The sequence below is a fragment of the Mycobacterium sp. 1165178.9 genome, assembly GCF_001673555.1.
GTDB lineage: Bacteria > Actinomycetota > Actinomycetes > Mycobacteriales > Mycobacteriaceae > Mycobacterium.
This window is the reverse complement of the sequence record NZ_LZMB01000464.1, coordinates 1-16,542: the sequence shown is the minus strand read 5'-3', so window position 1 is coordinate 16,542 and position 16,542 is coordinate 1. Positions and strand designations below refer to the sequence as shown.

Sequence of the window (16,542 nt, the reverse complement as noted above, 5' to 3'; positions counted from 1 at the left end):
GGGGCAGCAGCGCCATGGTGATCCGCTGCTGTCGCGGGTCGGGTTCGTTGACGGAGCGCGACGCGACCATGGTGATGACGACGCCCAGCAGGGCGACGGTCAGCGGTTGTCCCGTCGCCCTGGTCAGAATGAAAAGCGCCAGCAGGGAAAGGCCAAGCGCGGCCGTGGTCCGAGTCGCCATCCGCAGCCGAAGCAAGCCAGGATCGGAGCCGATCACCCAATTGCGGGCGCGTTCGTAGAGAACAGTTATCGACAGACCGCCTCTCTTGCGCTTACCCAACATGGTTACCCGAACCGCGCCGCCGCGACCAAGCTAGTCTTCGACATCGTGACTCCGCCGACGCGCGCGAAGCTGGCTGACGGTCGTGACCTGCTGTTCTTCGCGCTGCCCGGGCATCGCCCGGCGCCGGTCGAGGATCGCCGGCCGTTGCCGCCGCGTGCCGCCGAACCCCCCGCGCAGTCGCAGCTGCGGTTCGACCGAAGCACCGGGCAGTGGGTGATCATCGCGGCACTGCGCCAGGACCGCACCTACAAGCCGCCGCCGGAGGCGTGCCCGCTGTGTCCGGGCCCGACCGGGCTGACCAGTGAGGTGCCGGCCCCCGACTACGACGTCGTCGTGTTCGAGAACCGATTCCCCAGCCTCTCCGGCGCGTTGCCGTCGTTGCCCGCCACGGCGCCCGTGCCCGCCGACGGCGGGTTCGTGACCGCGCCCGGACATGGCCGCTGCGAAGTGATCTGTTTCTCCGCCGACCACACTGGGTCCGTCGCCGAGCTGGAGCCGGCGCACGCGCGCCTGGTCGTCGAGGCGTGGCGGCATCGCACCGCCGACCTGATGGCAAGGCCGGGAATCGAGCAAGTGTTCTGCTTCGAAAACCGGGGCGAGGAAATCGGGGTGACGCTGACCCATCCGCACGGGCAGATCTACGGTTATCCCTACCTGACGCCGCGCACCACCACGATGCTGGAGCAGGCGCACAAATATCGAAAGCAGCACGGCACCAACCTCTTCGGCGATCTGCTGGCACATGAGGTCGCCGACGGCGGCCGCATCATCGCGCGCGACGAGCTGTTCACCGCTTTCGTGCCGTTCGCGGCGCGTTGGCCGGTCGAGGTGCACATCTACCCGAACAGGTTCGTGCGCAACCTGACCGAACTGAGCGAGGCTGAAGTGGACGCGTTCGTGGCCGTCTACCTCGACGTGCTCGGACGCTTCGACCGGATGTATTCCGCACCGCTGCCCTACATTTCGGCGCTACACCAATACGCCGATACCGCCGCTTTAGCCGAGGGCTACTTCCACGTCGAATTGATGTCGATCCGGCGCAGCGCCACCAAGCTCAAGTACCTGGCGGCCTCGGAATCGGCGATGGACGCCTTCATTGGCGATGTCGCGCCGGAGAGCGTGGCCGAGCGGCTGCGGCAACTGCGATGACGATCCGTTACGCCGCGCCGGGACGGATCAATCTGATCGGCGAACACACCGATTACAACCTGGGTTTCGCGCTGCCCATCGCGCTACCGCAGCGCACCATCGCGACATTCATCCCCGGCGACGACGACGCGATCATCGTCATCAGCGACCGCGCCGATGCCCCGGTGCCCGTTCGGATCGAGACCGCTCCCGGCGAGGTGGCCGGCTGGGCCGCCTACGTGGCCGGGGTGGTGTGGGCGCTGCGCCAGGGCGGCCATCCGGTGCCCGGCGGCACGATGTCGATCACCAGCGACGTGGAAATGGGATCTGGCCTGTCGTCCTCGGCGGCGCTGGAGTGCGCGGCGCTGGGCGCGATCACCTCGGCCGCCGGTCTTCGCATCGACGCAACAGAACAGGCCCGGCTGGCCCAGCGCGGCGAGAACGAATATGTCGGCGCGCCAACGGGTTTACTCGATCAGCTGGCGGCGCTCTTCGGTCGGGATGCGACGGCGGTGCTGATCGACTTCGTCGACCTCACCGTCACGCCGGTGGTTTTCGATCCGGATTCCGCGGGTGTCTCGTTGTTGCTGATCGACTCCCGGGAGCGCCACACCCACGCCGGCGGCGACTACGCGTCGCGGCGCGCATCGTGTGAACGGGCCGCCGCCGATCTGTCGGCATCGTCGCTGCGTGAGGTGCAAGACGTCGCGGGCGGGCAGGGCCTCGCCGTCTTGGCCGGCGTGCGCGACCCCGTCGATGCCCGCCGCGCCCGCCACGTGCTGACCGAAAACCATCGGGTCATCGATTGCGTTGGGGCGCTGCGTGACTCGGACTATCCCAAAGCCGGGCGGATCTTTAACGCCTCGCACGCCTCCATGCGTGACGACTTCGAGATCACCACCGAACGCATCGACCTGATCGCCGACACCGCGGTGCGCGCGGGCGCGTTAGGCGCCCGGATGACCGGCGGTGGCTTCGGCGGCTGTGTGATCGCCCTCGTGCCCGTGGACCGTGCGGATACGGTCGGCGAGGCGGTGCGGCGCGCCGCGGCCGACGCCGGATTCGAGCAACCGTTCGTCACCCGCACCCGCGCGGCCGCGGGTGCGGGACCTGCGTGAGCTGGCCTATTCGGCCAGACTCAGCCGGACCGCACCGAGCTGCAGCCGGTCGACCGCCTCGGCGAATTCATCGCGTGTCGGTATGCGCTGGTCGCGAAACTTCAGCCCGATCATGCGTTGTGCGCGCTGGGCTCCATAGGACTGCGCGCAGCGCAACAACAGATCGGAGACGACGGCCCGGTCGCGGATGAGCTCACCGCGCATCGCCGTCGTCTTGCCGTTGTACACGACCTGGACCGGTCCGCCGCCGCGGAAGTTCTGCTTCCACGGGCTGCCGGTCAGCGCGTAGAGCTCACCGTCAATCAGGTGGGCGCTCAACGGAATCGAATACGCCCGGCCCGTCTTGCGCCCGGTGAAACTCAGCACCATGAACTGGTTGCGGACCAGACCGGCCAGCGGGCTGCGCAGCACAAACCTCATCACCGGATTGACGAGACGCATCAGCGCCGAGGGTGGATGCCCGGCATCTACCGCATATGCCCGCTCCGTCATGCATTCAGCGTAGAGCCAACGGATCTCGGCCGCCTAGCGATGCGACGAAGCCGCGGAGACCCGGGCTCCGCGGCCGCGCATCCGGGTTCAGCCGGCGGTGATGGTGGTCTGATCGTCGATGATGTTGGTGGCGTCCATCAACGGGCCTTGATCGGCCTCCAGCCCATCGGCGTTGAGCTGCAGCACGTAGACCGCGCCCTGGCTGGGAATTATCACCGTTTTCTGGGCGATGGCGCGGGTCTGACCGCCTCGCTGGTACGTGCCACCGATCTGCCAGGCCTGGTAACCGCCGAGCGTGGACGCGGAGCCGTCACCTTGGCCCTGGTACCCGGGCAGATTCTGTACCTCGCCCGGCGCGTATTGGATGAGCTTCGCCGGGTCGACATTGCCGCTCAGGCGCGAAAACAGCGCCGAGACCGTGGGCGGATCGGAGGGATTGGCGGGCTGAAGCTGCACGATGCCGCCGTAGGAGGTGCCGGAGTTCTGGTTGAGCTGCCAGCCCGCGGGCACCGGCAAGTCGACGTTCGGGCCGGGATCGCCGTGGTGCACCGGCGTCTCGGCGATGTTGTTGTCCTTCACGTAGTCGGCAATGGTGTATTTGGCTTTGGCCGCCGGTGCCGCGCCCGTTGTCGATGTTGACGAGGCCGTCGAGGTTGTGGTCGAAGTGGTCGTCGAGGTTTTATCACCGGATTTGTTGTCGCTGCCGCAACCGACGAGCGCCACACTCAGCGCCACGGAAATGGTTGCTAGCGTCAAATGTTTCATCGATCCAATCTCCCGAAAATTGGGCCGGTACCAGCGCCAGCCATGGTGGGATGACAGTAACCGAAATATCTCGCCGCTTTGCCAAAATTTTTCCGGCCTGCTGCCGCGCCCTCGCCGAACCGCCGATCGTCAGTAAATTCGTCGCCCAAAACGCCACAGGAATACGGCCTTATGCAGTCGCTTTCGGAGTATTAGACAGGTATGCGCTCGCGACGGGCCCTCATTGCGGTCATTGCGGCGTCGGCCGTCTTCATGGTCTTCGTTGCCGCGGCACCGCCCAGGGGATACGACGGTCCGCCCGTATTCGTGGCGAATACGGTCGACCACGTCGCGACGCTCATCGGCACCGGGACCGGCGGCGAGACGGTCGGGGAGATCAACAACTTCCCGGGCGCCACCGTGCCGTTCGGGATGGTGCAGTACTCGCCGGACACCGTCGGCAACTACGCCGGTTACAACTACGACAACCCGCACTCCACCGGCTTCAGCATGACCCACGCGTCGGTGGGATGCGCTGCCTTCGGCGACATCTCGATGCTGCCGGTCATCGGCGGGGTCGGGCTACAACCGTGGAACGCCGCCGAAGAAATCGCCCACGACGACACCGAGCAGGGGGTGCCCGGCTATTACACGGTGCGGTTCCCCGGCACCGGGGTGAGGGCGGAACTCACCGCGACCGCGCACACGGGCGTCGGCCGTTTCAGCTACCCACGCAACGGCCGCGCCGCGCTGCTGCAGGTGCGCTCCGGCTCGTCCTTGGCGGGCAACTCCCGCGCGACCATCCAGATCGGTGAGGACAATACGACGATCACCGGGTGGGCCACCAGCGGCGGGTTCTGCGACAAGCCGAACGCCTACACGGTGTACTTCGCGATGAAGTTCAGCCAGCCCTTCACATCTTACGGATCTTGGGATGGCAGTGCCGTTTACGCCGGCGCCCGGAGCGCGAACGCGCCGTACAGCGGGGGCTATGTGGGCTTTCCGGCCGGCTCGACGCTCGAAGTGCGCACCGCGATCTCCTACGTCGGCATCGAGGGTGCGCGGTCGAACTTGGCGGCCGAGGGCATGACGGGCTTCGACGATGTGCGCGCCGCCGCGTCGCGAGAATGGAACGCCGCGCTGTCCCGCGTGACGGTGGCCGGCCGCAACGGCGACGATCTGACCACCTTCTACACCTCCCTGTATCGATCGCTGTTGCACCCCAACATTTTCAACGACGCCGATGGGCGCTACGTCGGGTTCGACGGTTCCATCCACACGGTGGCCGCCGGCCACACGCAGTACGCCAACTTCTCCGACTGGGACACTTACCGATGCCTCGCGGCGTTGCAGGCGTTGCTGTTTCCCGACCGGGCGAGCGACATGGCCCAGTCGTTGGTGAACGACGCCGAGCAGAGCGGTGCGCTGCCGCGCTGGGCGTTCGCCAACGCGGCAACCGGCGAGATGACCGGCGATAGCGTGGTACCCCTCATTGTGAACCTGAATACGTTCGGGGCCAACGACTTCGACGCCAAGTCGGCGTTGCGCTACATGGTGGACGGGGCGACCAACGGCGGGGTGGGCCGCAGCGGCTACGTGGAGCGTCGCGGCATCGCCACCTACCAGCGGTTCGGGTATGCGCCGTTCACGTTGGAGTTCGGGCGCAATGGCTGGATCGCCGACGCGTCGATCACGCTCGAGTGGTCGCTCGACGACTTTGCGATCTCTCGATTCGCCGATAAGTTGGGTGAGCCCACGACCGCCACCGAGTTCGCGCACCGGGCGCAGTACTGGCAGAATCTGTTCAACCCGACCACGCGATACATCCTGCCGCGCAGCTGGACCGGCTTCTTCCGGCGGGGTCCCGGGTTTGTGGTAGCCCCGGAAAACTTCGGCCAGGTCGGCTACGACGAGGGCAATGCCGAACAATACGTCTGGTCGGTACCGCACAACGTCGCGGGCCTGGTGACCGCGCTCGGCGGCCGCGCTGCCGTGGCCGACCGGCTCGACCGGTTTACCGAGAAGCTCAATGTCGGGCCCAACCAGCCCTATCTGTGGGCCGGCAACGAGCCGAGTTTCGGTGTGCCGTGGCTGTACAACTACATCGGTCAACCGTGGAAGACCCAGCGCACGGTCGACCGGGTGCGCGGGCTGTTCGTGCCGACCGCCGACGGTGAGCCCGGCAACGACGACTTGGGCGCGCTGGCCAGCTGGTACGTGTGGGCGGCCCTGGGCCTGTACCCGGCCACCCCGGGGACCCCGATCCTCACCGTGGGCGCGCCGCTTTTCGATCGCGCCGAAATCGCGCTGCCCGCAGGCAAATCCATTCGAATCGCCGCCCCCGGGGCGTCCGGGCCCCACCACCTCAAATACATCAGCGGCCTCAAGGTCGACGGGCAGGCAACCGACCGCACGTCGCTGCCCGAATCGATCATCAGCACCGGCGGCACGCTGGCGTATTCGCTGGCCGCTTACCCGGACAAGCATTGGGGCACAGCCGAAGCCGACTCGCCGCCGTCGTTCGGGGCGGGCAGTTCCGCGGTGGCCGTCAACGTTGCGCAGCCCGTCGTCACGATCGCGCCCGGACACACGGGCAGCGTGACCCTCGATGCGCAACGCTTGATCGACGCCGCCGACGGCTACGCCGTCGCCGGCACGTCTTCGGATGCCGGGATCGGCGTGAAGCCGGCGACGGGTCAGTTCGGTGCCGACGGATCTGCCAGCGTCACCGTCCCGATCACGGTCGCGCAGTCGGTGCCCGAGGATTACTACTTGGTGTCTTTGACCACCACGGTGGGCCAAACCGTGCGCACCTCGACCGTTCTCGTGGTCGCTGAGGCCGAATCCGAGAGCTGACCGCTCAGACCATGTCGTTGGTGGTCAGCCACCGCATCACCGGCCAGCCGACGAACACCGGTAGCCAGCAGGTCAGCATCCGGTACAGCAGGACCGACGGGACGCCGACGGCCGCCGGCACACCGAACGCGGCCAGGCCACCGATCAGCGCCGCTTCGACCGCTCCGACACCGCCGGGCGTTGGAGCGGCAGACGCTAGCGTCCCACCGACCATGGTGACGACGGTGACGGCAACAAAAGTCGTTCCGCCACCGAAGGCTTCGATGCTGGCCCATAACGCCAGCGCAGCGCCGAGGGTGGTGCCCGCACAACCCAGCAGGATCAGGGCCAGCCGCCGCGGTTCGCGCGCGAGCTTGACCAAATCGGTCACCACCTCGTTCAATTTGGGGCGCACCTCGGTCGCCAGCCACTTGCGTAGCGTCGGCACGAACAGGAACGTGCCGACAATGCCCAGCGCGATCCCGCCGATCAGGTACAGCAGGGTCGCGCTCGGGACGAAATGCCGCAGATTCATCGAGGCGCCGGCCGCGGCGCTGAACAACACCAGCAGCGCCAGGTGCGCTATCACCTGTACCGACTGTTGCAAGGCCACGGCGGCGGTCGCTCGCATAGCCGACAAGCCGCTCTTCTGCAAGAATCGCGTGCTGAGCGCCAGCCCGCCGACGCCCGCCGGGGTGGTGGTTGCGGCAAAAGTGTTGGCAACCTGAGCGATTGACAGCTTCCAGAAGTTCACCATGCCGTCGGCAGACGCCCACAGCGCGGCGGCCGCACCGACGTAGGTCAGCGCCGAAACCAGCAGGCCCAGCAGCGCCCACCACCAGTTCGCGGTCCTTAGTTGGGAGAAGAACGTCGGCGCCGTGCTGATGAAGGGGTACGCCACATAGACCAGCGCGCCGAAGAGCACCAGCTGGACGATCTGGCTGCGGGTGAACCTGGTGATGGTCTGTGGCTTGATCTGATCGGCGCCGGTCTGGCGCTTGACCTCGGCCCGCGCGCCGGAGATGACGGCTCCGGCGTCGGGTACCGACCGCCGAATGGATCGCGGCACAGCGACTTTCGTGAGCCGGCGGGACGCGCTCAGAATGGTGTCCTTGCCGAATACCTCGATCGCCGCGCGCACCGCCGACTTCGGGTCATAGAGGGAGGAGGTGGTCACCAGCAGCTGGGCGATGTCGGATTGGAGCTGGGCCTCGGTCGCCCCGTATTCGGCGCTGCCGAACCCGCCGAACATCACGGTGTCGTCCTCCACCGTGATGTGATGGCTGCGCAGGTCACCGTGGGCGATCTGACGGTCGTTGAGAACTCGCAGCGATTCCCACAGTCGCCCAACGGGAGTCGTCTCGGCGCACTCGTCGATCGGCGTGCCCAGAGGGGGCCGGTGCGAGTAGAGCATCCACCCCCGGTCCAGCGGCGCGACGGCGACCGTCGCCGTGTTGGCCAGGCCCGCATCACCGATGGCGATCGCCATCAACGCGCGGTACTCCACGGCGCGGCGCATAGAGGTCACCAGGGGAGCGGTCTCCGCGTCGCGCAGCCGCAGCTTTCCCCACAGCTGGCGCAGCGCGCCGCCGCTGCGCTGATGCGGGCCGTACAGCTCGATCAGCGCTGTCTCCCCGAGATGTTCGCCGTCGGCCGAAAGAATCAGCGGGCCGCGGCCGGCCGGCCGGACCACGGTGAGCCGCGAGACGGCGAAGCCGCCCTTGGCCAGCGCACGCGCCGTGGCCTCCAGCGGGACCTCGAGCGCGGGAGTTCCGACCACGAGCACCACCAGCGCGCCGACGATCCACCCCACCGCCAGGCCCACCAACGAGCGCGCCGGGACGATGGCACTGACCACCAGATGGATGGGGACGAAGGCCAGCAGCAGCGCCCACCACCAGTGGCGCCAGCGTGCCGGCAGCCACGGGCCCGAAACCGTCAGCACCGCCGCCAGCATGCCGATCCAGCGTGGGTCGTCGAGAAATTGCGCCGGAACCGTGCTGAGCCGATCGGGTACGTCGAAGTGCCATCGTGGTGACGCGATGCCGCTGGCGCTGATCGACAACACAAGGATCGCGCTGAACCCCGCAGCGGCGTACGCGCCCAGCAATTTCCACTGCCCGGACACGATCAGGCCGATGAGGATCATGAATGGCAAAGCCACGATCGCGAACCCGTACACCAGGTACACCACGTCGGATTGCGTCGGTGACAAGACGCCGACGATCTGCGAAACGGATTTCTCCAGCGCGATCCATTGCGGGCGGGTGATGACCGAACCCGTGATCACCAACGCCAAGAAGAGCGAAGCCAGCATCAGCCGCAGCAGGTCATTGGTCCGCCGGGTCAGCGGGTGCAGCAAGTTGCCGGAAACGACTATGTCGCGCCCGTCAACTCGCATGTATTAACGATCCCTCGGGTTCGCGCCGGCACCTTGCTTTCGGCCTGCTAAGTGGCCCGCCGACAAGTTAACTCAATACCGGGTTCGTTGACAGCTCCCACTCAGCTGGCGCGCGTAGGGTCGGGTAGGTAGGCGTGCTAGCGAATTTCAGGAGGGCACCGGCGTGGCCAGGACGGACAACGACAGCTGGGAGATCACCGAGAGTGTCGGGGCGACGGCGCTCGGCGTGGCGGCGGCCCGGGCCGCGGAGACGGAGAGCGAAAACCCGCTGATCAGCGACCCGTTCGCGCGCCTGTTCCTGCAGGCCGCCGGACAGGGCATGTGGGACTGGTTCGCCCCGAAAAACCTGCCCGCCCAGATCGCCGAGACCGATCCGGACCTCAAGCCGCGCATGCAGAGGATGGTCGACTACATGGCCGCGCGGACGGCGTTCTTCGACAAGTTCTTCCTCGACGCCATCACCGCCGGTGTGCGGCAGGTGGTGATCCTCGCGGCGGGGCTGGACTCGCGGGCTTGGCGGCTGCCATGGCCGGACGGCACCACGGTCTACGAGCTCGACCAGCCGCGGGTGCTGGACTTCAAGGCGTCGACGCTGGAAGACAAGGGCGCCCAGCCAACCTGCGAGTTGGTCAACGTTCCCGTCGACCTGCGCCACGACTGGCCGTCCGCATTGCAGCGGGCCGGATTTGACGCGTCGGCGCCCAGCGTGTGGTCGGCCGAGGGGCTGTTGCCGTTTCTGCCGGCGGCTGCCCAGGAGCTGTTGTTCGAGCGGGTACAGGCACTCGGCGCGCAAGGCAGCCGGATCGCGGTGGAGGCGCCCGGCCCCGACTTCCTCGACGAGGGCGCCCGCGAGCGGCAACGCCAAACGATGCAACGGGTGCGCGACCTGATAGCCGAGCTGGAACCCGACCGCGACATTCCCGATGTGCAAGACCTGTGGTACTTCGAGGAACGCGAAGACGTGGGCGACTGGCTGGGCCGGCACGGCTGGGATGTGACGGTCACCCCGGCTCCCGAGCTGATGGCCGGCTACGACCGCAGACCACCACGAGACATCGACGACGCCACGCCGCAGACGCTGTTCGTGTCGGCGCAGCGCACTGAAAGGAACTGAGAGTGGCCAGAACCGACAACGACAGCTGGGAGATCACCGAAAGCGTGGGGGCAACCGCGCTGGGTGTGGCCTCGGCCCGCGCGGCGGAGACTCGCAACGAAAACCCGTTGATCACAGATCCATTCGCGCAGGTTTTCCTCGACGCCGCCGGCGACGGCGTGTGGAACTGGCACTCCGCCGGTCAGCTGCCGGACGAGGTCATCGAAGCCGAACCGACGTTGCCGTTACAGATGCAGTCGATGGTCGGCTACATGGCTTCGCGCACCGCGTTTTTCGACAAGTTCTTTCTCGAAGCCACTGGCGCGGGCATCCGCCAGGCGGTGATCCTGGCGGCCGGCCTGGACGCGCGGTCCTGGCGGTTGGCCTGGCCCGCGGGCACCACGGTCTATGAGCTCGACCAGACCCGGGTGCTGGACTTCAAGACGGCCACGCTGGCCGAGCATGGGGCGCAGCCCGCCTGCAACCGCATCGCGGTCCCGGTGGACCTTCGCCACGATTGGCCGGCCGCGTTGCGCCAGGCGGGGTTTGACGCCGCCGCGCCCAGCGTCTGGTCGGCCGAGGGCTTGATGCCGTATCTGCCGGCCGCGGCGCAGGAATTGCTGTTCGACCGCATTCAGGCGTTGACCGTTCCCGGTAGCCGGGTCGCCGTGGAGGCGTTGGGCCCGAAATTCCTTGACCCGCAGGCCCGCGCCAAGCGTCGTGAGCGGATGGACCGGATTCGCGGGCTTATGGCCGGCGTCGATCCGGACCGCGAGATGCCGCGGACCGACGAGCTTTGGTATTTCGAGGAGCGTGAGGACGTCGGCGAGTGGTTCGGCCGCCACGGCTGGGACGTGACGGTGACACCGGCCGACGACTTGATGGCCGGCTACGGGCGCGCGGCGCCCGAGGAAGTCCGGGACTACGTGCCCAGCAATCTGTTTGTGGCGGCGCACCGGTCGGACCGGCACCGTTAATCCTTTGTACTACTTCAGCTTGTAACCGCCAGCCGCCAGTCTTGGCTCCAATTGGTGCGCCACCAGCACCGCGGGTGTTGATGAGGGGTTGCGCAGGCGTTGGGATCGCAGGACGGCGGTGCGGGTTGGGCTCCCGACCCCGATCTCCACGCACGGTAGCCAGCTCGCAGCAGGAACGAATTCCTTATACCCCAACGTGTTTGAGCTGCGATACGTAGCCCGTCGCGGCCGGCCCCGGTAACCGAGCTAGTTGATTGTGGGTGGTGGCTGGGGTTGGAAGGGGTCATACCACCACCAGTCGGCACGTTCGCCGGTGGGCCCGGGACACGGCGGGACGGCGGGCGGGGGGTTCTTCGGCACACGGGCCAACGATCCGGGGTGGAGTTCGTTCCCCGCGCTGTCCGTCACGACGAGGTCGCGGGCGGGTCCGGTGATGGTGATGGCACCTCGATGATGCAACCGGTGGTGATATGGACACAGCAGCACCAGGTTGTCCAGCTCAGTAGCGCCGTCGTCTTCCCAGTGCCGCAAATGATGGGCGTGCAGACCCCGGGTGGCACCACATCCGGGGACCGCGCACGTGGGATGCCGATGCTCGAGCGCGCGGCGCAGCCGCCGGCTGATCACCCGAGTCGACCGGCCCGCACCGATCACCTCGCCGCCACGTTCGAACCACACTTCACACGTGGCATCACAGGTCAGATAACGCCGCTCGGCATCGGTCAGCAGCGGACCCAAATGCAGTCCCGCGACGCGGGCCGCCACATCGACATGCACCACCACCGTGGTGTGCTGCCCATGCGGGCGCCGCGCCGCCTCAGCATCCCAACTAGCCTCGACCAGCCGCATAAATGCCTGGGCGCTCCCCGGCAACGGCGGCGCGGTATCCGAAGAGCCCTGGCCAGTGCCGCGATCGTGCTTCCACTCGGCGATCAGCGCATCCCGATGCGACGCCAAGGCGGCGTCGAACTTCGCCGCCTCATGACGGCCAAGTGTGATCCGATAGCAGCTGCCCCACTCGTCGCCGGTCTTGGTGATCACTGCCTGCGGTTCTGGCCGCGGCGCGGGGTCGGGCCGCGGTTCCAGCTTGACCGCCGTACGCAACTGATTGACCGTGGCGACCGCGGCCAACTGCGCATAGTGCTCATCAGACCCCTCACCACCGCGCGTCGGCATGACCCCGACCTGATCCAGCGACAACCGACCCTCCCGCAGGCCCTGGACGCAACGCGGGAACTCCGCCAACCGGCGCGCCACCGTGCTGATCGTGTGGGCGTTCGCCGATGAGCAGCCCAGCTTCCAGGCCACCAACGCCGGCACCGAGCGCGCACCCGTGATGCCGCACAGCCCGTCACGCTCGATCTCGGCCACGATCTGCACCATGCGCCCATCAATCGCGTTGCGCTGACCGGCTAGCTCCGCCATCTCCTCGAACAGCACCTCGAGACGATCCTTCGGGCGCACTTCGACGCTGGCTGCAATCGCGGTCGGGGACATAATGTCATCATCGCAGCGCCCTCCGACAAATCCGGTTTGCCCGATCCCCAGCTAGGGAGTTTCCGAATTCGCCTCTGGCGCACCATTGTTCTTGTCGCGACGCGCGTGTCCACGCCAGTTGCGGTATCCGCGATGCGCGGCGAACGCGCCGACGACGGCGGTGATGCACCACACCGTGATCGCCGCGTAGGCCAACGGCGATGACCTATTGCCGATCGAGGCGCCCAGCGCGGTGTAGACGAACGCCCGCGGTGCCGACCCGATGAAAGAGCCAACCGCCATCTGCCACACGGGAACGCCGAAGGCGCCGAACGTGTACGAGGCCAGCGCATCCGAGATGCCGGGGACGAAGCGCTGGCCGACGACCGCCCACAACCCGTGCCGCTCGATCAGCGCGTCGAGGCGGGCGGCACGTTTGTCCCCGAGCAGGCCCCGGGCGCTGGCCCGGCCGGCTCGGCGGCCGACAAAACTCGCGACGATCGCGGTACCCACCGTCGCGCCGAGCGTCACGAAGACACCCACAACCGGGCCGAACAACAACCCGCTGCCCGCGGCCAGAATCGAACCCGGGACGAACAACGCGCCCACCACCGCTGAGAGCACGACGTAGGTCAGCGGCGCCGCGGGACCGGTCGCCGACACGACGCGCCGGATCTCGTCGATGTCGATCACCCGCGCGACGGCCACCAGATAGAAGACCACGGCCAGAAACCCGCCGAACACCGCGAGCCGCACGATGTGGACCCGGCGCGATGGTGGTGGGGGACCGTCACTGTCGTCCATGTTGGCCATGATTGTTCCGCACCGCCGCGCGCTGGACGCACCCGGCTGTTTCCAACTCGCCGCGGCGCGAGCGTGATCACCGTAGAGTGCCGCATATCGCCGGAGTTGAAGTTTGGTGCTGGATCTCTCCCGCGTTGTAAGGAGCAACCGCCATGGCACTGAGTTCGCTGACCGAACTGGACAAGTTCAAAGCGGTGCCGTTCCCGCCCGGCTATCCCGACACCACCCGAACGTTCTACAGCCCCGTCGACCAGGTGCACGAGGCGCTCAAAAGCTTGTTGACGTCGGCTAGCAAGAGCATCATCGTCGCGATGTACGGCTTCGACGACGCGGAGCTCAATTCGGTGCTGCAGTCCGCGTTGAACGACGAAAAGGTCTACGTGCAAATGAGTCTCGACTCCACACAAGCCGCGGGAGCCGCCGAGCGTCCGCTACTGGCCGCGTGGCTCAACGACAAGATCGGCAATAGCATCGCAATCGGCCACAGTGAGAAGTCGGCGATCATGCACTTGAAGATGGTGATCATCGACGGTGTCGACGTCATCACCGGCTCGACCAACTGGTCCACCGGCGGAGAATCCAAGCAGGACAACCAACTCACCGTGATCCGCGATCCGTACGTGTGCGCGGAGGCCCGCTCACGCATCGACATCATCCACGACGGCATGCTCAAGCAGATGGCCGCGAAGGCGCGATCCGGTAGCGCGCCTACTGCTGGCTGAACGACCGCAGCCGCTGCCGCAATCCGGTGGCGCGCACCGCGCGGCGTTGGATTGCCGCGCGGATCGACGCCTCGGGGCCCGCCACCCGCACCTTGGTCTTCGCCCGCGTCACCGCCGTGTAGAACAATTCTCGCGTCAGCAATCGTGAATCTTCCGGCGGTATCAGCACCGTCACCTCGTCGGCCTGGCTGCCCTGGCTCTTGTGGATGGTCATGGCATGCATCGTCTCCACCTCGCCGAGGCGGCTGGTCGCGAAGTCCAGTGGCCCGGTGGCGCCGGCGACGACGGCACGTAGGCCGTCCGCGGCGGCCACTGTCACGCCGGTGTCGCCGTTGTAGAGGCGCAGCCCATAGTCGTTCGCGGTCACCAGCAAGGGACGGCCGGCATACCACTGCGACCAGGCCGGCTGACCGGTGACTTCGCCAATCCACTTCTGCACCTGCATGTTCCAGTGCACCGCCCCGTACGGCCCCTCGCGGTGCGCACACAACAGCCGGTGCTCGTCCAGGGTCTCCAACGCCTCGGTCACCGCGCCCAGCAGCGCGGCCGAGCGCAGCCGCAAGGCGTGAGCCACCAGCACCTCACGCAGCCGCTCGGCCGGGCGCTCGGAGTTCACCCACTCGATGTGCCCACCGCCGGCCGCCAGCAATTGCACGACACGGTCCGCGTCACCGACCCGGATCGCCTCGGCCAGGGCGCCGATCGAGGTCCCGAAACGATGCGGTGTGTGCAGGGCCGCGACCCGCACGTCGTCGCGTGCGGCCAATCCGTCCACCAGGTCGGCCAGTACGGCACCGGCTTCCACCGAGGCCAACTGGTCGGGGTCACCCACCAGAATCAGCCGGGTGTCCGGCCGGACGGCCTCGACCAGCCGGGCCATCATCGTCAACGACACCATCGAGGTTTCGTCGACCACGATGATGTCGTGCGGTAGTCGATTGCCGCGATTGTGCTTGAAACGCACCGACGTATCCGGCCGTGGACCCAGGAGGCGATGCAGCGTGGTTCCGGGCAGGCCGGTCAGCCGCGCCCTGTCCGCCGCGGTGAGCTCGTCGCTTCCCGCGGCCACCGCCTCGGCCAGCCGCGCCGCCGCCTTGCCGGTCGGCGCGGCCAACGCAATCCGCGGTCTCGGCAGACCGGCCCGCTCCGCCTGTTCGACCAGCAGGGCGAGCAGGCGCGCGACCGTGGTGGTCTTACCGGTGCCGGGCCCGCCCGTCAGCACGGTCAGCGCCTGCGCGACCGCGATCTCGGCGGCCGCCCGTTGTTCCTCATAGCCGGGGCCGAAAAGCCGCTCGTAGCTGGCCGATTCGACGGAAGTCGGGGTTACCGCAAGGGCCAGCAGGTCGGTGCACACCTGCTCTTCCTCGAGCCAGTATCTGTCGAAATACAGCAGGTTGCCGAGCAGTCGCAGCACCGGCGGCGAGCCGAGCAATGCGCTCTCCCGTACCGCAGCTATCCAGTCGTCGGCGTCGGGCCAGGGCAGGTCGGCTTCCTCGATCTGGGCGTGCACCGCACGCAGATCGACGCAGACCGAACCACCCCGCAGCGCACGCACCACCAGGGCGACCGCGAGCGCCACCCGCTCGTCGGATTCGCCGGTGAGCGAGGTGAGCCGTTGCGCCACATGGATATCGGCGGCCTCGAATACGCCGGCATCGCTGAAGGTGCGCAGCGGCCCGGTCGCGGACATGACTTCCACCGTCACGCGGCCATCCCCTGGGCATCGAGCAGGTCGGACAGGGCCGCGATCAACGGCCAGGGCGGCCGCCAATCGAAAACGCCGGCCGGGTGGCCGTCGAGCACGGGCGTCCGCGCGCCGCACATGCCCCGCACGAACAGGTAGAGGACGCCGCCGAGATGCCGGCCCGGATCGTAATCGCGCAACCGCCAACGCAAAAACCGATGCAGCACCGCGCAATACAAGAGTGCCTGCAGCGGATAGTCCGAATGCAGCATCGCCTCGGCCATCCGTGACCGGTCGTAGTCGGCGGCGGTCAGCGGCCCTTCGGGGTCTCCGAGCAGGTTGGTCTTGTAATCCACCACCACGAAGCGGTGTCCCGATCCGTCGGGGACGCGGAGCACCGCGTCGATCGACCCGGTGAGGTATCCCCGCAGCGACTGATCGCCGAGGCCGGGTTCAGCCAGCCGGTCGGCATACGACGCCAGCACATCATCGCTCGGCAGGTGCGCGCGCAACAGCGGCGCCAGATCCGCGAGCCGAACCTGCGGTGCCGTCGAGCGGCGGTCACCGCCCGCCAGGGGAAGCTCGAAGTCCAGTTCGCGCAACCGGTCCGGCAGACCGATTTGGCGCAGCGTCCTGCCGTCCGTCAAGGGGCCCAGCGGCGTGTCGTGCATCGGCACCATCGCCGCGGCCAGCTCCTCGGGGGCCGCAGCGACGGGCCACCACGCCGAGTGCGCCCGGATCTGCGTCTCGAGCTCGCCGGCGAGGTCCGCGGCAAACGGGTCGGC

General features: G+C 67.5%; 12 protein-coding genes and 2 pseudogenes. 6 read left to right on the top strand and 8 right to left on the bottom strand.

Going from position 1 to position 16,542, the window contains the following annotated elements; translation table 11 throughout:
- Positions 1-217: pseudogene (locus A5652_RS20030) on the bottom strand (FUSC family protein); the annotation flags it as partial.
- A 111-nt stretch (positions 218-328) separates the two neighbouring features.
- Here A5652_RS20030 and galT point away from each other — a divergent pair.
- The gene (gene galT / locus A5652_RS20025) at positions 329-1,432 is read left to right on the top strand and encodes a galactose-1-phosphate uridylyltransferase (protein WP_067355528.1); all 1,104 of its coding nucleotides are present in this window, start codon (positions 329-331) and stop codon (positions 1,430-1,432) included.
- A complete protein-coding gene (locus A5652_RS20020; protein WP_067355523.1) occupies positions 1,429-2,529 on the top strand; it encodes a galactokinase in 1,101 nt (366 codons plus the stop codon). Before galT ends, A5652_RS20020 begins: the two co-directional genes overlap by 4 nt.
- A 6-nt stretch (positions 2,530-2,535) precedes the next feature.
- On the opposite strand, the gene A5652_RS20015 is transcribed toward A5652_RS20020, so the two are convergent.
- Together A5652_RS20015 and A5652_RS20010 are read right to left on the bottom strand one after the other, a co-directional pair.
- The gene (locus A5652_RS20015; protein WP_067355519.1) at positions 2,536-3,021 is read right to left on the bottom strand and encodes a hypothetical protein; all 486 of its coding nucleotides are present in this window, start codon (positions 3,019-3,021) and stop codon (positions 2,536-2,538) included.
- A gap of 87 nt (positions 3,022-3,108) precedes the next feature.
- Complete coding sequence (locus A5652_RS20010) at positions 3,109-3,786, bottom strand: LpqN/LpqT family lipoprotein (protein WP_067355516.1); 678 nt, start codon at positions 3,784-3,786, stop codon at positions 3,109-3,111.
- Positions 3,787-3,987: 201 nt separating this feature from the next.
- On the opposite strand from A5652_RS20010, the gene A5652_RS20005 reads away from it, so the two are divergent.
- The gene (locus A5652_RS20005; RefSeq protein WP_067355512.1) at positions 3,988-6,621 is read left to right on the top strand and encodes a GH92 family glycosyl hydrolase; all 2,634 of its coding nucleotides are present in this window, start codon (positions 3,988-3,990) and stop codon (positions 6,619-6,621) included.
- 4 nt (positions 6,622-6,625) lie between these two features.
- On the opposite strand, the gene A5652_RS20000 is transcribed toward A5652_RS20005, so the two are convergent.
- Positions 6,626-9,001 (bottom strand): lysylphosphatidylglycerol synthase transmembrane domain-containing protein, encoded by a 2,376-nt coding sequence (locus A5652_RS20000; RefSeq protein WP_067355509.1) that lies wholly within the window; start codon positions 8,999-9,001, stop codon positions 6,626-6,628.
- Between the two features lie 163 nt (positions 9,002-9,164).
- Between A5652_RS20000 and A5652_RS19995 the strand changes: the two genes are divergently transcribed.
- Both A5652_RS19995 and A5652_RS19990 read left to right on the top strand, forming a co-directional pair.
- Positions 9,165-10,115, top strand: coding sequence for a class I SAM-dependent methyltransferase (locus A5652_RS19995; RefSeq protein WP_067355505.1), 951 nt, complete (start codon positions 9,165-9,167; stop codon positions 10,113-10,115).
- Positions 10,116-10,117: 2 nt separating this feature from the next.
- On the top strand, positions 10,118-11,071 hold the full coding sequence (locus A5652_RS19990) for a class I SAM-dependent methyltransferase (RefSeq protein WP_067355501.1): 954 nt from the start codon (positions 10,118-10,120) through the stop codon (positions 11,069-11,071).
- A gap of 246 nt (positions 11,072-11,317) precedes the next feature.
- Here A5652_RS19990 and A5652_RS19985 read toward each other — a convergent pair whose 3' ends face one another.
- Positions 11,318-12,568 carry an HNH endonuclease signature motif containing protein gene (locus A5652_RS19985; RefSeq protein WP_067355498.1) on the bottom strand — a complete coding sequence of 417 codons (1,251 nt, stop codon included), beginning with the start codon at positions 12,566-12,568 and terminating at the stop codon, positions 11,318-11,320.
- Between the two features lie 51 nt (positions 12,569-12,619).
- The gene (locus tag A5652_RS19980; RefSeq protein ID WP_067355535.1) at positions 12,620-13,351 is read right to left on the bottom strand and encodes a TVP38/TMEM64 family protein; all 732 of its coding nucleotides are present in this window, start codon (positions 13,349-13,351) and stop codon (positions 12,620-12,622) included.
- 152 nt (positions 13,352-13,503) lie between these two features.
- Here A5652_RS19980 and A5652_RS19975 point away from each other — a divergent pair, with 152 nt between their 5' ends.
- On the top strand, positions 13,504-14,073 hold the full coding sequence (locus tag A5652_RS19975) for a phospholipase D-like domain-containing protein (protein ID WP_067355494.1): 570 nt from the start codon (positions 13,504-13,506) through the stop codon (positions 14,071-14,073).
- On the opposite strand, the gene recD is transcribed toward A5652_RS19975, so the two are convergent.
- Both recD and A5652_RS19965 read right to left on the bottom strand, forming a co-directional pair.
- Positions 14,060-15,763: an exodeoxyribonuclease V subunit alpha gene (recD, locus tag A5652_RS19970; protein WP_067355532.1), complete on the bottom strand. Its 1,704-nt coding sequence runs from the start codon at positions 15,761-15,763 to the stop codon at positions 14,060-14,062. The two genes, A5652_RS19975 and recD, sit on opposite strands and share 14 nt — an antisense overlap.
- An 11-nt stretch (positions 15,764-15,774) precedes the next feature.
- A pseudogene (locus A5652_RS19965) lies at positions 15,775-16,542 on the bottom strand (exodeoxyribonuclease V subunit beta); the annotation flags it as partial.

Excerpts from the sequence above, each read along its gene's own strand:
- A5652_RS20020 (WP_067355523.1), top strand. The coding sequence starts at position 1,429 with ATGACGATCCGTTACGCCGCGCCGGGACGGATCAATCTGATCGGCGAA.
- A5652_RS20015 (WP_067355519.1), bottom strand. The coding sequence starts at position 3,021 with ATGACGGAGCGGGCATATGCGGTAGATGCCGGGCATCCACCCTCGGCG.
- A5652_RS20010 (WP_067355516.1), bottom strand. The coding sequence starts at position 3,786 with ATGAAACATTTGACGCTAGCAACCATTTCCGTGGCGCTGAGTGTGGCG.
- A5652_RS20005 (WP_067355512.1), top strand. The coding sequence starts at position 3,988 with ATGCGCTCGCGACGGGCCCTCATTGCGGTCATTGCGGCGTCGGCCGTC.
- A5652_RS20000 (WP_067355509.1), bottom strand. The coding sequence starts at position 9,001 with ATGCGAGTTGACGGGCGCGACATAGTCGTTTCCGGCAACTTGCTGCAC.
- A5652_RS19985 (WP_067355498.1), bottom strand. The coding sequence starts at position 12,568 with ATGTCCCCGACCGCGATTGCAGCCAGCGTCGAAGTGCGCCCGAAGGAT.
- A5652_RS19980 (WP_067355535.1), bottom strand. The coding sequence starts at position 13,351 with ATGGACGACAGTGACGGTCCCCCACCACCATCGCGCCGGGTCCACATC.
- A5652_RS19975 (WP_067355494.1), top strand. The coding sequence starts at position 13,504 with ATGGCACTGAGTTCGCTGACCGAACTGGACAAGTTCAAAGCGGTGCCG.
- recD (WP_067355532.1), bottom strand. The coding sequence starts at position 15,763 with ATGTCCGCGACCGGGCCGCTGCGCACCTTCAGCGATGCCGGCGTATTC.